The sequence below is a fragment of the Alteromonas sp. ALT199 genome (assembly GCF_018619335.1).
Lineage (GTDB): Bacteria > Pseudomonadota > Gammaproteobacteria > Enterobacterales > Alteromonadaceae > Alteromonas.
Window position 1 is genome coordinate 1 of sequence record NZ_JAHHDX010000161.1, and the last position, 15546, is coordinate 15546.

The window sequence follows — 15546 nt, forward strand, 5'->3', positions numbered from 1 at the left end:
TTCTTGTATTCATTAATATAGCTGTATTTTTCTAAGAAAAGTAGACCATTTGGTCAATTTATTGCTTATAAAAAATGGCCGAGTTATAAAAGGCCATGATTTTGTGCAAATTTAACTGTAAAAAATAGAAGCTAAACCTTTTCAGTTTTTTGCGATGCAAAGCATTACATCAGTTTGTTAATAAAGATTGAGGCAAGATTCGTGCAAGGTTTTAGTTAATCACATAATTTGTATTTTGCTTTGGTTAACACCCTCTTTAAGAGACATGTATGATGAATAACTATGGGCTATAAGGGCATAGCAACAGGTTGGCAATCAATGCTAATCTATCGAAAAGGCATGCAGCATTTATCCTGCCTGCGCGCTTGCAAAGAAGATTGCAAAGGAATTTAAATTATAATGATGAAGGTAAAAAGTGCTGACGCTGGCGTTGGCGCTATGAACAGAAGAAAAATACTCCAAGCCGCTGAAAAGTGTTTTGCGCAGTTCGGATTCAAAGGCACGGCAGTACAGAAGATTGCTGATGAAGCTGGGCTCCCCAAAACTAACGTTTTATATTACTTCAAAACTAAACAAGAGCTTTATGTCGCGGTATTAGAAGAAACCCTTTCATTGTGGAATTCTCGTTTTGATAAAGCGACAGTGGAAGACGACCCTGCAGAAGTACTTGCTAACTATATAGCGGAAAAAATGGAAGTGTCGCGAACGCACCCAATGGCCTCAAAAATTTTTGCCATGGAAATTATCAATGGTGCGCAGAATTTAAATGGGTATTTTGATGAAGAGCACGCGCTTTGGATGAAAGGGCGACTTGCTGTTATCGAAGCATGGGTAAATGCAGGTAAGCTTCCGCCAGTTGAAGGCGAATACTTGCTTTACACCATATGGGCAAGCACCCAGCACTACGCTGACTTCTCAGCGCAAATTACCCGTCTGCGCGGCAAGAAAATGACGAAAGCAGATTTTGAAGACGCGACAAGTCAAGTGGTCAAGCTTGTACTTGGCGGTTGTGGGCTCTCTGTGCCTGAAAGTATTGAGGTGTAGTATGACAGAATCAGTCTATCCTCGTGATCTCGTTGGATACGGTGAGCATGTACCGCACGCGAACTGGCCAAACAACGCCAAAATAGCTGTTCAGTTCGTATTGAACTACGAAGAAGGTGGCGAGAATTGTGTGCTTCATGGTGATGAAGCATCCGAAATATTTTTATCTGAGATTATCGGCGCGCAGGCTTACAAAGATCGTCACTTGAGTATGGAGTCAATTTACGAATACGGCAGTCGCGCAGGTTTTTGGCGTTTGCACCGCCTACTCAATAAGTACGACATTCCTGTAACTGTATTTGGCGTTACTATGGCCATGCAGCGTCACCCAGACGCGGTAAAAGCCATGATAGATTCAGGTTGGGAAATAGCCAGCCATGCCATGCGATGGGTACACTACCAGGATATGAGTGAAGATGACGAGCGCAAACAAATCGATGAGGCGATTATTCTTCACGAGCAGTTAACGGGTAAAAAACCCGTAGGTTGGTACACAGGAAGAACAAGCCCTAATACGCTTAAACTAATAGCAGAGCGTGACGATATTTTATATTGTGCTGATTCTTACGCTGACGATTTGCCATACTACGACTGCCATTACAGCAAGCCGCTATTGATGGTGCCATATACGTTAGACACAAACGATATGCGCTTTGCCACACCACAAGGGTTTAACAGTGGTGAACAGTTCTTTACCTATTTAAAAGACGCGTTTGACGTACTGTACGAGGAAGGGGAAGATGCGCCTAAAATGCTTTCAATTGGTCTTCACAATCGCATTATAGGTCGACCTGCAAGGCTTGCTGCGCTTACGCGTTTTATCGAGTACGTGAAATCACATGACAAAGTGTGGTTAGCCACGCGAGAACAGATTGCGCGTCACTGGTTAGACACTCATCCTAAAGACGGTAGTGACAAGGCGCGTTCTTAGCGTTTACAGTACGCCCATTGTAATTGATATAAAGCAAAGTGAAAGATAAGGGAAGCCAAGTAGGTTGCCTTTACTTTTACTTAGATAAAGGACAAAACCATGAAAACAAAACTAGCCATTATTGCTCTTGGGGCACTAGCCCTGACCGCATGCTCGAAGCTGACTAAAGAAAACTACGATAAGTAAGGGGCTATTAACCTTTTCTATGCAGTTTTGGTCTAAATGGAAGCCTTTTAATCGCGAAACAGTCCTGCAGGCCTAGTGGGCTAAGTTAAAGGGCTGTGACAAAGAGTAAAAGGCTTCCATGACGACCCCTCCGGGCAGCGCCTGTATGTCATCTATACTGCGTTGAATGTTTTCGATTTAGCCCACTAGACCTTCAAACATCCGCCTTGTCTAGACGACATACAGACGCTGCAAAAATGCACAGAAAAGGTTAACAGCCCCTACAATGGGAATGTCTCAGGGTGAAGTTGAAGCTATTTTAGGTTCTGCCGACAACTGCGGTAAAACAATGGGTACCATGGCGTGTACATGGGGCGCTGAAGACAGTAAACATGTGAAAATCGTATTTATGGGTGATAAAGCAGTTACCTTCACATACGACGGATTAAAGTAAACCAATAGCTTGTTTACATTGCTGAATAAAACAAAAAGGTGGCATTTAAGCCACCTTTTTTGTATCTAATCCAAGGCTTTGCGCGCAATATCAGTTACACGCACTGATAGATTATTTTAAATCTAGTAAGTATCTAAGTAAGAAAACGATAGCTAATGCATAAGTAAGTGGGGTCACTTCCTTAAACTTACCCGTACCCACCTTAATACCCACATAGGTAATGAAGCCAAGGGCAATGCCTTCACTAATACTGAAGGTAAGTGGCATAGCAATAAGTGCCACAGATGCAGTAGCCAAGGCGCCTAAGTCGTCGAAATCGACCTGCCGAATTGATTCCATCATTAAAATGCCTACCATCAATAGTGCTGGCGTAGTGGCCATTAGTGGAATCACTTTCATCAAGGGAGTAAGGAAAAGTGATAACAGGAAGCAAACAGACACTACTACGGCGGTAAGCCCCGTTCTTCCTCCAGCCGATACGCCCGTAGCTGATTCAACATAGCTGGTCACTGGCGATGTACCCACGAAAGCGCCAGCAATACTCGCCGATGCATCTGCCGTCATTGCTGAGCCAATTTTGGGTAGTTTACCTTCAGGCGTTAGCAAATTAGCTTTGCGAGAGACGCCAATTAACGTACCTATAGTGTCGAACATGTTCACAAACATAAGTGCGAATATGAGGTCCCACGTCTCAGCAAGGTGATCGATAGGATACCAAAAGTCCATTGCCATAAAAGTGTTCGACATAGATTCAGGCATGCCTACAACCGCAGACGGTGTGGCAGTTAACATTCCGTTTTCAGTGGGGACAAAAGCACCAATTAAGGTGAGTGTTACGATAGAGATTAAGATAGCGCCCGTAACGCGTTTCACCATAAGAACGATAGTAAAAATAATGCCAATGAGCGCTAACATTACTGCGGGCTCTGAAAGGTCACCAAGCTGAACAAAGGTTGCGGGGTTATCAACAATAAGCCCTGCATTTTTAAGGCCGATAAAGGCAATAAATAAACCTATTCCACACTGGACGCCTATTTTGAGCGAAGGAGGTATCGACTCGGCTATCTTGGTTCGTACGCCGGTAAGTGAAAGAATTAAGAAAAGAATGCCGTTCCAAAAAACAATACTAAGAGCAGCTTCCCACGGAATTTCACGCCCAAGACAGATAGTGAAAGCAAAAAAAGCGTTTAACCCCATACCTGGTGCTAATGCAATAGGGTAGTTAGTCATTAACGCCATCATTAATGTGCCGATGCAGGCCGCGACTGCTGTCACTGTAATTAGACCCTCTACCGGCATGCCACTAAGGCCCAAAATACCTGGGTTCACCACGAGGATATAAGACATAGCAGCGAATGTAGTAAGACCTGCAATGATTTCAGTTTTTACAGTGGTTCCGTGTGCCTGTAGCTTAAATAGCCGTTCAATTACATTGTTGGACATCAAGAGTTCTCTGTTTGTGTTTTATGTAGTGTTTTGTGCGTTTGAAAGCAATAAGCTGACCAATTAGTCAACTTGTTGGTGTGTTTTGTGCTAACTTACATTTCAGTATAATGATTAGATAACAATCATTGCGTGACTCAAGGTCACTAGCCAGGCAGCACCATGCAAGCCAAACGGTAAGTAAACAACCTTAGATGATGTTAAAAAAACCGCAAACAAAAATCTAAACGAGCAATAGAACTCGTTTACAGATAGCATTAAAGATAAACTAATACGCACCAATAAAATGCTAATGCATTATTGTGGTGCAAATAAGTGAGGGGCCATGTCGCTGTCATCAATAATTAAAAACATTCCAAAGGCCGAACTGCATCTGCATATAGAAGGTAGCTTAACGCCTGAACTCATGTGGCGCCTAGCTGAAAAGCACAGTGTATCACTTCCTTACGCAAGCGTGGAAGAGATTGAAGCCGCTTATAATTTCAAAGATTTGCAAAGTTTCCTTGACCTTTATTACGCAGGGGCAGGGGTATTAAGAGATGAAGAAGATTTCTTTACATTAATGTGGGAATACTTATCTCGGTGCGCTGAAGAAAATGTCGTTCATACCGAAATCATGTTTGACCCCCAAACCCATACTGAACGGGGTATAGGCTTTAATGTGTTTATGCCTGGCTTTTTACGTGCTATACAAAAAGCAGAAAGTGAATTTGGCATAAGTAGCTACCTTATAATGTCTTTCCTAAGACATTTGCCCGAAAGTGAAGCCTTCGAAACACTAGAAGCAGCAGAGCCTTACTATAAGTATATTACGGCAGTGGGCCTTGATAGTTCGGAACTAGGGCACCCCCCGTCTAAATTCGAGCGGGTTTTCAAAAAAGCGAAGTCTCTTGGCTTTAAGATTGTTGCCCATGCAGGGGAAGAAGGGCCTGCATCTTATATTTGGGAAGCGATTGAACTGCTTGGCGTGGACCGCATTGATCACGGCGTACGCTGCCAGGAAGACCAAGCGCTCATGGCGCTTTTAAAAGAAAAGCAAATACCGCTTACCGTGTGCCCACTAAGTAATTTAAAGCTATGCGTAATTGACGATATGAAAGAGCACAATATCGTGCAACTGTTAGATGCTGGCTTATTAGTGACGGTTAATTCTGACGACCCGACCTATTTTGGTGGTTTCTTAAATGAGAACTTTGAAGCGCTTCACGCGTCGCTTAACATTGATGAAAAGACAATTCGAGTGCTGGCTGCAAACAGTTTTAAGGCAAGTTTCTTACCAGAAGAAAAGAAAAACGCTCTTATTAAGCAAGTAACAGAGACTATATAAGCGATACGCAAAAGCAAAGTATAAAAACTAGCGCGAGCTTATCAATGTAGATATCGGTAAGCGCGCTTCACCTTAAGATTGCATAACAACAAGAGTTTGCTCGATTAAACTGTTTAGTTCTTCTAGATCTTGAGCTATTTCAGTTAGATTACCTTGCTTTGCTTTATTCTCAATAGACGATGCTTTTTCTCGAATAGCGTCAGCCCCAACATCTCCTGATACACCTTTCATAGCATGGCTTGTAAACTTTACTGCATCAGTGTCTGACTCAGTTGCAGCCTTTTGTAAGGCTTCTTTTTTCTGTGTTATTTGAACTAAAAACATTTCAACAATGCGATTCAATAACCCTTCGTTACCACCAAGCCTACTTATAGCAGCTTCTTTATTCCATAATTGGCTTTTTGAAAGCGTGTAATGAGTATTTAACGTATCCATTCTTATCACCAAGCAGTAAAAACACGGTTTAATCGTATATCAATTGTGCGTTACCAAAAGCACTTGAGTCAATGAGTTACCTTTTTAAATACGCTTTTATTAACCAAAATAGACTAAAGGTTAATGTCTTTTCGCGTATGTCGGACGATACTACAAAAAGGACTTATAATGTAGTGTGGTAAATCTCATGGAAAATGAGACACAGAAAGTGGTCATCATTGACGATGAACCAACAACACTCTTGCTACTGGAAAATGCGGTAGAATCTTTAGCAGACGTTATTACAGTGTCGCGAAGTGCAACCGCATTCTCTGTAATACAGGCGCAGCAGCCTGATTTGGTTGTCTTGGATATCAGCATGCCAGAGCTTTCAGGCTTTGATGTATGTGAGCAACTTAAATCCTGTTCAAGTACTGCTTCTATCCCAGTAATTTTCGTTACTTCTCACAGTGATTCTGAAAATGAACATAGCGCACTGTCGCTAGGCGCAATAGATTTCATCTCAAAACCTATCGATACAGAGATGTGTCGAATGAGGGTGAGAAACCATCTCACGCTCCAGTCTCAAAAAGCTCTATTGAAGAAAGTTAACCAAGAACTTGAGGCTGAAAAAAAGCAACTTGCTATTACTTTAAGATCGATAGCGGACGGCGTTATTTCAATTAATGCGGCTGGCGAAGTGACGTTTATTAACCCTGTTGCGCAAAGACTGACCGGCTATAGTGGGCAAGATGCATTGGGAAAACCTATCGATGAGATAATGTACCTGCGCGATGCCTCAAGCCACGAGCCATTGTTAAATCCCGCCCTTTATGCGCTTGAGGTAAAACGCCCCGTAGCTATGTCTTATAACGCAACCCTCGTTAGTAGGCACAACCAGATTTTTAGGGTTGAGGATACTGCATCACCGATTATCGACGATGAGGGCAAAATAAACGGAGCCGTCATGGTGTTTCAGGATGTATCTGAGGCCGAAGAGATGGCGGTGAAGATGACTCATCTGACTCACCATGACCAACTAACAGGTTTGCCAAACCGTGTGTTGCTTCACGATCGCGTTGTTCAAGCAATAGCGCGAAGCTTCATAAGCAAACAAAGTATCGCGCTACTGTTAATTGATATTGATAATTTTAAATATCTTAACGATAGTTTGGGACATCAAGTGGGCGATTTTGTCATTTCAACTGTAGCAAAGCGACTCGCAGACACGCTAGGGCAAGATACCACTCTCGCTAGAGTTGGTGGTGACGAATTTGCTTGTCTTTTACCTGATATAGGTTCTGGATTTAGTGCAGATAGCATTGCTATGGCTTGCCTTCAGGCGGGAAGGCAACCAATAGAGATAGACGGAAAGGCACACCAATTGAGTCTAAGTATAGGGATAAGCTTGTACCCACAAGATGCAGTGAATGCAGAAGAGATGATGCGTCATGCAGATTCAGCGATGTATCGCTCTAAATCGAAAGGCAAAAACACCTTTAGTTTCTTTTCGAAAGACTTGCAGCACGCCATGCATCACAGGGTCGAGATGGAGATTAAGCTAAGACAAGCTATTGAAAAAAACAGTTTAGCTATCTATCTTCAGCCAAAATACGATTTTAATAGTGATGAAGTCATCAGCGCTGAAAGTTTGGTTAGAATGTTTGATGAAAACGGTAATATTATAGGGCCTGATGAATTCATTCCACTTGCTGAAGAAACCGGATTAATACATCAGCTCGGTAAACAGGTACTCCAGAAAAGCTGTGAATTCATTGCGCGTTGTAACGAACGAGGAAAGCAGTTTAAAGTCGCGGTTAATGTCGCAGCCAAACAACTAACAAACCCAGGGTTTGCAAATGAAGTTGCAGAAATCATCCTTTCAACGGGTATTGAAGCATCTTCAATAGAACTTGAGGTGACGGAGTCGGCGCTAATGCACGATTTTGAGCAGACTCGTGATATCCTCAACGCGTTATCTTCACTAGGCGTTACTATAGCCCTTGACGATTTCGGTACTGGCTATTCAAGTTTATCTTATCTGCGCCAATTTCCGCTTAATGTGTTAAAAATTGATCGGTCGTTTGTTATTGATATGGATAAAGAGCAACAAGCTCATGATATTGTTACCGCAATTGTGCACTTAGCTCTAAGTTTGGAGCTAACCATAGTTGCCGAAGGAATCGAAACCCGATCACATTTTAACGGATTAAAAGAGCTAGGTTGCCATTTAGGTCAAGGCTATTTTATGTGTCGGCCCATAGCTATGAACGATTTTTTTGCACAGTTTATAAGTAATGAAGAAGTCGCCTGATTCAAGGCGGCTATCTCATCCACTTAATCTCCTCTCGCTATAGGTGTTTGTTTTATACCCATAGCGTGTTCAAAGTTAGCCTTTTCAATATACATATTCCTTGTAGATGTTAAACTGCGTAGTAACGCTAAAAACATAAAAAAATCCCTATATTACAATGCGAGAGCTCTTGTACTGCTAGTAGCTCACGTTAGAAAAACAATGGACGGAAATCAAATTAAACCCTTCTCACAGTGCAATATACTTATTGTCGATGACGAACCTATTAGCCGATTGCTTTTGGAATCGATACTCGAAGTCGAATTTCACTGTACGACGGTCGATTCTGGAAGCGATGCCATTTCTTATTGTGCCGAAGCGCTACCAGATTTGGTTTTACTCGATATGAATATGCCTGATATCGGCGGTCTTGACGTGTGTACAGCATTAAAAGATTCCCCCGAAACTGAAGATATTCCTGTAATATTCGTGACATCAACCATGGATATTGAAAGTGAAAACGCATGCTGGGAGGTGGGGGCATCTGATTTCGTTATGAAGCCGGTTAACGCATCAACACTAATACATAGAGTGAAAACACACCTTCAAAATAAGTTGCGCACCGAATATCTTGAGAATATGACATTTCATGATCAGCTTACCGGTCTTTACAATAGAATGTACCTAACTAAGGAAATCCCCCTATTGATAAAGCAGGTGGCTAGAGATAAAGGCTCTCTGGGCGTAATAATGCTTGATATCGATTACTTCAAACTTTTTAACGATACCTACGGCCATCTTGAAGGTGACTTGTGTCTTCAGAAGGTAGCAAAGATCGTGTCCGAAACAGTCAAGCGACCTAAAGACGCTGTTATACGTTTTGGCGGCGAAGAGTTTTTAATTATTCTTCCTTACATTGATCGCATTGGAACAAAGCTTGTGGCAAATCAGTTGGTAGAAGCGGTCACTGAAGCAAAAATACCACACGAAAAGGGTATCGGAAATTGCGTTTCCGTTAGCGCCGGCTTTGCGGTTTGGAATGCTACTGAAGTTGTAGAAGACGACCTAATCTCTCTAATTGAAGATGCAGATATTTCGCTATTTGAAGCAAAGGAATTAGGTAGGAACCAAGCAAAAGGCTAGCTATTTAAAAAAGATTAGCGGCTATTTTACCCACGCTAAACTATCCTATTGTTTAATGTCACAAGAGCTAATACCACGCTACTATTGAAGTAACGACTTACTATTCTAAAATTTTCAAAGGCAGTGAATAGTGAGCTTTTTTTAGATTTGAAGCTTGGGTAGCAAACAGTGGTTTATTTTGACGATCAATCTAGCTTAAATGTAAAGCTAGAAGAGCAGCTGCAAGTATCGCTTACTCGTTTATTACAGCGTGGTTGTGACTCTCTTGGTATTTTTCAGGGGCTGCTTTTGCATCTTGAGGACGATACCGTCAACATCCTTGTTAAAGCCTCATCTGCTTATCCGCCTAGCTTTAAATCTATTCCCTCGTTTGCAAGTTGCTCGCCTGTCGATAATTGTTTTCCGGTAAACAGTGCTAAATGTTCCTCTGCATTTAATCAGTGGTTTACAACTTATTTCAACGCGGAAAAATACGTTAGAGGGCCGGTTCACAAGCTCGACGGGGGACATGTTTGTTTATTGTTTATCAATGCATGCCCTGAGCAACCTAATAACCTGGACAAAGTGGCGCTAATCGATGAATGGTTGTCGGCTACCTTGGACAAATTTCACGTTGAAAAAGCCGAGACTAAGCAAAACACGCTTTACGAAAAACTGCAGAATGTGGCGAATATAGGGACATGGGAAATAGACCTTGTTACCAATGAACTTACGTGGTCTTCTCAGACCCGACGTATTCACGAAGTAGAAGATAGCTACACGCCTACACTAGATACGGCAATCAACTTCTACAAAGAAGGGTTCGATAGAAATGAAATAGGCCGTATTGTTTCAAACACTATCCAGACCGGTGAGTCGTGGAGCGCCACACTGGAACTTGTTACCGCTAAAGGTAATTCCGTTTGGATTGAAACCCACGGAATGGCAGAAATGGTACAGAGTAAGTGTATCCGTTTGTTTGGAACGTGCCAGAATGTAAATAAATCGGTTCAGCTCAGATTAGAGCTAGATGCGCGACGCAAAGAGGCAGAAGCCGCGTCGAAAGAGCGTGGAATGTTACTATCAAGAATTAGCCACGAGCTTAAAACACCGCTTAATGGTATTACCGGTATGCTTCAAGCCATAAAGTTCGAAACGAAAGACAACGTAAGAATTAGAAAGGCTGATATTGCTTTGCACAGCGCAGACCGTTTGCTATCTCTCATTAATGATGTTCTTGATTACACGTCCATAATTAATGGTGAATTTGCCCTGAAGCATACCGATTTTTGTTTGCGCTCATTATGCGAAGACATCGTAGACGAGTTTAAAGCAAAGTGTGCGGAAAAAGGCGTGCGACTTTACGCCGTGCTGTCTTTTGATGAAAGAACTTATGTACATGGCGATGCTGTAAGGATAAGCCAAGTAATAACGAACTTGTTGTCTAACGCTTTGAAGTTTACTGCTAAAGGCTATATTTCAGTGCAGGTTACGCTAAAACAACAAGTCGATGTTCCCATTATTCTGGCTTCTGTCGAAGACACGGGAGTGGGTATGAGTGACGATCTCTTGTCAAAGGTTTTTAGTCCTTTTCAAAGTAACACCGGTAGTGCTTCAGAAGAGCTAAACGGAAATGGACTTGGCCTTTCGATAGTTAACCAGTTAGTTGAAAAGATGAATGGTGAGCTTGAAGTGCGCTCAAATGTAGGTAAAGGAACCTGCTTTGATATTGCGATCCCTATTGTAATGGCAGCGCTAGATGAAAAAGCAAAAGTGGATGTAGAACTTTCTTCAGAGCTTTTGAGTGTGCCTTTAAACATATTAGTTGTAGATGATAACGACATAAACCGCTTGGTTTTGGCTTCCATGCTAGAGAAGTTTAATTACCAGCCTGATGAAGCAGAAAATGGCGAAGTAGCGGTACAAATGGCGAGAGCCAAGAAGTACGATCTGATCTTTATGGATTGTGCTATGCCTGTATTAGACGGCACAAGTGCAACAAAAATTATTCTTCAAGAAGGCTCGATGCTTAACCACGGACGTATCATTGCCGTTACAGCCAACACAACGGCCGAAGATAAAGCAAGTTGTAGCGAGGCGGGTATGGATGACTTTTTGGCCAAACCCGTTGTGCAAAACGACGTGACCTTACAGCTTAAGTTGGCGTTAGAAGCAAAATCTGTAAAAGCCTAGGGGGGTAACTTGCATTTAAGCGCAGTAGCTTCCCCCTTAGATACGAAAACGCACTATTAAAGGTCTTAGTTTAGAAGTAAGTGTAGCCTTCTTTAACTTCTATTAAAAAAGCCCCCCAAACAACATATAACGTATCGCTCTCACTCAGTTCCTGGAATAGTTTTTTCTACCAAGTCCCAATTTTTAATAATATAGTCGGTAACTTGAGATCCAACGTTATATGCAGCTTCTATTGCTGCTCCCATTGCGGCATAGCCGTCACCTGAACTTTCAAGTTTCAAATTCTGTGCAGCGCTTAGTGAAGGTGGCTGCATAGTGAAATTGCTCGCGGTTCTCAAAATCATCACCCGATTTTTATCTACCAAGCCTGCGTTATCCAAATACGTTAAACTTTGAAGCGTAGCCGAGTCTTCCATTCCCGAGGTAACGAAGTTTCCTTTGCCCTTCGTCCAATATGCCACCCAGTCGTTTGCCCATGTATTTAGTTTTTCTCCGTGCCAGAAGGTAGAGGCAGATAGATGTGCGCCCATAGAAACATTTGGAAGCGCGTTGGCATGAGGGGAGTTTGTATACTTCGCTCGAAGGGCATCCATTGCTTCATTGTTGAATAGCTTTGTGTTCTTTGTCAGTGAATAAGCCCATTTCGCTAAAGGCAGGTTGAGCGCGTAAACCTCACCATTGGGACTATTATTCACCTCTACCAATTTTGCATTTTCATAAGGCGCATGGGTAAAAAGGGGAAAGTAACCCGTTGTCCATTGTGAAGGAATTTCTCGTGCATCTATTTGATGTGCTAGGTCGCCATCTACGACGTAATCAGTCCAAATCGCGCTACCAATGGTATTATCAGCGGGGTCAACTCCCGCAATGCCTGCAACCAACCAATAGGCTTTCGATAAATCGAAGCGAGGGTCGAGCCCTAGTGCCATTATTGCTGCTGAAGCACGCGCAATACCCATACCGGTAACTATACCAATTACACCGGTTTCAGGGTTTGCATAAACATCGTGAAAGCCGTGAGGAAGCGGATATTCCGTTGTAAGCTTCTGACGGGCTTTCCATAGTTGAAATTCACCCGGTGCATCGCCTGCATCATCACCAATTTCAAACATGCTCACCACAACTACTTTAACTTCCATGGGATGCTTTTCGTCATCAGCGAGCGCATTCGCAGATAAAGCACTCAATGCCATACCAACGAGCACGGCCAGCGCGAATGGCTTACTAGTAGAAGAATTGGGACTGTGGTTAGCAGTAGGCAAAAGAGTTAGTTTTTTTGACAGTGCAATGAGAAGAGAACGGTACATAAAATACTCCTAAAAAAAGAGCCCAAGTTTTGAAGAAAACTGAGCTCTTTAGTGAATGTGTTGCAGTGAATTAGATTGTCGAACTTCTACGTTTTATAGAAGTGCGACAACACCACAAACTACGCGTAATTAGAACGAGTAAGTAAATTTAGCATTCCAGTGACGCGGTAGTTCAGGAAGAACAACTTGGCTACCAAACAGATCTGGGAAGTTAGAACGGAAATAACGTTCATCAGTTAGGTTTTTAACGGTTAAGTTAAATGACCAGTCTTCAGCCTGATAAGATAACCCAGCATTAACTAGCGTGTAAGCCGGTAGCGTTACAGCAGCAGAGAAACCTGATGCTACTTCTTCAACATCTACAACACTAACGTTAGCGGCATAACCATTTTGGAAATCGTAAGTTGCTGTTACTGTGTACACGTTTTCAGGAATACCTGCTTTACGTGCATCTGTGTTAGCGAAGCCTTCACCAATTAAGTTCAAGCCAATCACGTTACCACCAAATACCAACGAAGGATCGGTAAGGCTAGATAAGTCTTCAGCGCCTAAGAAACCAAACTGGTTTCCATTTTCACGTGCAGTAAGATTGATAACCTTAATATTAGTGTAGCCCGCAGACACAACTAAGTTTTCGTTCACAACCCAACGAAGTTCAAATTCAGTTCCTTTGTTGTTCGTGGTGTTGTTCGTTACGGTGTTCTGACTGCTAAAATCAGTTCTTTCCATTTCGAACGATGAAAGTGCAAAGTAGAGCGTGTCATCTAACAGTGAACCTTTCACACCAAACTCAAATAGGTCAGACGTATCAAACGCGCCGTCTGCTAATTGATCAACACCAATTTCAGCGCCTTGGCCCGCAATAATAGTCGCTTGCTCAGCGGCTGTGATGTAAGGAATTAAGCCAAACGGTAATTCATAAGAAATACTGGCATTCCAAGACCATCCACCTACAGAATCTTCAGCATACACAGGTGTTTCATCACCCGTTGCGCCAAGTAGTAAGTCGGTACGTGACGTCGTTTCAATATCAATAGTGTCATAACGTGCACCAAGAACAAGGTTCAAGCCCCAATCCCAAGTCAGGTCGGTCATTACACCTAAACCTATATCAAGGTAGTTACCTTCATCGTAGTTATCGTAATTCATGCCTGAACGAGTCGACAATAATCTTCTGTCTAATGCCGAAGAAGGCATAGTCAAATCACGACGGTTAAAGTATTCGTACGTAAAGTCATCACCGTGTAAGAAGTCGGTGTAACGAATTGACGGAGAAATTTGAAGTTGCGCTAACAAACTGTCGTTTTCATACTCTGTAGCGAAAACAATTTTGTCTTCAACAACCCAGCTATCGTGAAACTGAGAGAAACCATACGCATTTTCATTGATGTTATCGTATGAATCGTAAAAGAACTGATTACGAATTTCCCAGTTATCTGAGTAGTAAATAGTATCGAAGTAGAACGTTATCGCTTCGTTACCAAGTTGGTCATCTGGTGCAACCAATACTTGGCTGCCGCTTAATGTGGTAGTGCCAACATTTTCTAGTGCCATTAATGCAGTGGCTTCATCATCGGTAAATGATGAGCCAGGCACGTAGAAGAAACTGTTACCCGCAATGTTTACTGCACCATATTCTTCATGGCTAATTGAACCGTCGCCATCTGTATCTAAAGACTGGGCAGTACCAGTAATATAAGTACCGTCGTCAATAAGTTCTTGTGTTAAGCGGTTCCAACCAGCAACTTGGTTGCCATCGTAATCATGGTACATACCACCGAATTCGAAGCGAAGATTATCGGTAACATCTATGTTGAAAGCGGCTTGTAGAATAGTTTGGTCGGTTTGTGAGTTTTCGTAGTAGCTATCTGAATTTTCTAGCTCACCGTAAATGTAGTAGCCCATTTCTTTGCCAGCTACGCTAGCAGGGCCACCAACCTCTGCTGTAAGAATACTTTTATTCCAAGAACCAGTGGTATATGACAACGCGCCAGTAGGTGCATCTAGATACTGACCGCCTGAAGCGCGGGCAGATTTAGGGTTAAAGTTCAGATAGCCACCAATTTTAGATGGACCATAAATGGGTGATGCTGGGCCACGTACAATGTCAATTCGGCTTGAAGCACCAATAGGCGTAGGGTAGTTACCTGGGTTATCCAGGCGCTTAACGCCACGGAAATAAGTTTCACCTGGTGTACCACGCACGTCTAGTGAGCCCGCAACACCAAAGAAAGATTGTGTGAAAGTACCCGGTGCAAACGCCACTAACTCATCAATGTCAGAAACGTTGAAGCGCTCCATCTGCTCTTGAGAAATTGTCGAAGCTGAACGGGGTGTTTCAAGAATCGATTTACCAAAGCCGAATACCGACTCAACGTCTTGGCCTGGAAGACTACCAAGCGAGCCAGTTACCTGAATCTTCTCAACGTCTTTCTCTTCAACCTCTGACTCTTCCTGAGCAAATGCTTGTGATGATAGTGCAACCGCGGTCGTCATCGCAAAAGCTTTTGCTAGAGGAGATAATTTGAATGTAGTGTTTTTCATGGTTTCCTCATTATTTTTAATTGCCCTGTCTTAGGGCTTTTTTACGCATTCTTTATTGTAATTTTTATTATTAGCAAGAGAGTTAGCAGGATAGATGCCAACTACTTGTCCACTTGGTCAACTTTACTTTTGTTTTTAAGTGGCTGAATTATATGCATAAAAAAAGTTAGGTCTGTTTTTGTGTTGTTACTTTTATGTAAATAATGAAGTTCTAATAAAAGTGTGCACCTTCTAGGTGATTGCTAGCGGCTTTTTGCACCAAAAAGAGCAGGGGGAACATCAGCTTTCCCTTTAATTCCTAAAATAGCG

General features: G+C 42.4%; 11 protein-coding genes. 7 read left to right on the forward strand and 4 right to left on the reverse strand.

What is annotated here, in order from left to right:
• The first annotated feature begins 399 nt into the window (after nucleotides 1–399).
• The 3 genes from KL866_RS18285 (at nucleotide 400) to KL866_RS18295 (ending at nucleotide 2594) form a co-directional block, all read left to right on the forward strand.
• Nucleotides 400–1044 carry a TetR/AcrR family transcriptional regulator gene (locus tag KL866_RS18285; protein WP_025254837.1) on the forward strand — a complete coding sequence of 215 codons (645 nt, stop codon included), beginning with the start codon at nucleotides 400–402 and terminating at the stop codon, nucleotides 1042–1044.
• Between the two features lies 1 nt (nucleotide 1045).
• Entirely contained in the window at nucleotides 1046–1975 is a 930-nt protein-coding gene (gene puuE, locus KL866_RS18290; protein ID WP_025254838.1) for an allantoinase PuuE, read from the forward strand.
• A 451-nt stretch (nucleotides 1976–2426) separates the two neighbouring features.
• Complete coding sequence (locus KL866_RS18295) at nucleotides 2427–2594, forward strand: hypothetical protein (RefSeq protein ID WP_251140156.1); 168 nt, start codon at nucleotides 2427–2429, stop codon at nucleotides 2592–2594.
• A gap of 111 nt (nucleotides 2595–2705) precedes the next feature.
• On the opposite strand, the gene KL866_RS18300 is transcribed toward KL866_RS18295, so the two are convergent.
• Nucleotides 2706–4037, reverse strand: coding sequence for an NCS2 family permease (locus KL866_RS18300; RefSeq protein WP_214996344.1), 1332 nt, complete (start codon nucleotides 4035–4037; stop codon nucleotides 2706–2708).
• Between the two features lie 325 nt (nucleotides 4038–4362).
• Between KL866_RS18300 and KL866_RS18305 the strand changes: the two genes are divergently transcribed.
• On the forward strand, nucleotides 4363–5364 hold the full coding sequence (locus tag KL866_RS18305; protein ID WP_214996346.1) for an adenosine deaminase: 1002 nt from the start codon (nucleotides 4363–4365) through the stop codon (nucleotides 5362–5364).
• A gap of 72 nt (nucleotides 5365–5436) precedes the next feature.
• On the opposite strand, the gene KL866_RS18310 is transcribed toward KL866_RS18305, so the two are convergent.
• Nucleotides 5437–5799 (reverse strand): Hpt domain-containing protein, encoded by a 363-nt coding sequence (locus KL866_RS18310; protein ID WP_025254842.1) that lies wholly within the window; start codon nucleotides 5797–5799, stop codon nucleotides 5437–5439.
• A 187-nt stretch (nucleotides 5800–5986) separates the two neighbouring features.
• Here KL866_RS18310 and KL866_RS18315 point away from each other — a divergent pair, with 187 nt between their 5' ends.
• The 3 genes from KL866_RS18315 to KL866_RS18325 all read left to right on the forward strand — a co-directional run bounded on the left by KL866_RS18315 (nucleotide 5987) and on the right by KL866_RS18325 (nucleotide 11386).
• On the forward strand, nucleotides 5987–8092 hold the full coding sequence (locus KL866_RS18315) for an EAL domain-containing protein (RefSeq protein WP_214996348.1): 2106 nt from the start codon (nucleotides 5987–5989) through the stop codon (nucleotides 8090–8092).
• Nucleotides 8093–8293: 201 nt separating this feature from the next.
• Complete coding sequence (locus KL866_RS18320; protein ID WP_214996351.1) at nucleotides 8294–9214, forward strand: diguanylate cyclase; 921 nt, start codon at nucleotides 8294–8296, stop codon at nucleotides 9212–9214.
• Nucleotides 9215–9382: 168 nt separating this feature from the next.
• A complete protein-coding gene (locus KL866_RS18325; RefSeq protein WP_214996354.1) occupies nucleotides 9383–11386 on the forward strand; it encodes a hybrid sensor histidine kinase/response regulator in 2004 nt (667 codons plus the stop codon).
• Between the two features lie 140 nt (nucleotides 11387–11526).
• On the opposite strand, the gene KL866_RS18330 is transcribed toward KL866_RS18325, so the two are convergent.
• Together KL866_RS18330 and KL866_RS18335 are read right to left on the reverse strand one after the other, a co-directional pair.
• Complete coding sequence (locus KL866_RS18330) at nucleotides 11527–12579, reverse strand: purine nucleoside permease (protein ID WP_214996407.1); 1053 nt, start codon at nucleotides 12577–12579, stop codon at nucleotides 11527–11529.
• A gap of 243 nt (nucleotides 12580–12822) precedes the next feature.
• A complete protein-coding gene (locus KL866_RS18335; RefSeq protein ID WP_025254847.1) occupies nucleotides 12823–15237 on the reverse strand; it encodes a TonB-dependent siderophore receptor in 2415 nt (804 codons plus the stop codon).
• Between the last annotated feature and the right edge of the window lie 309 nt (nucleotides 15238–15546).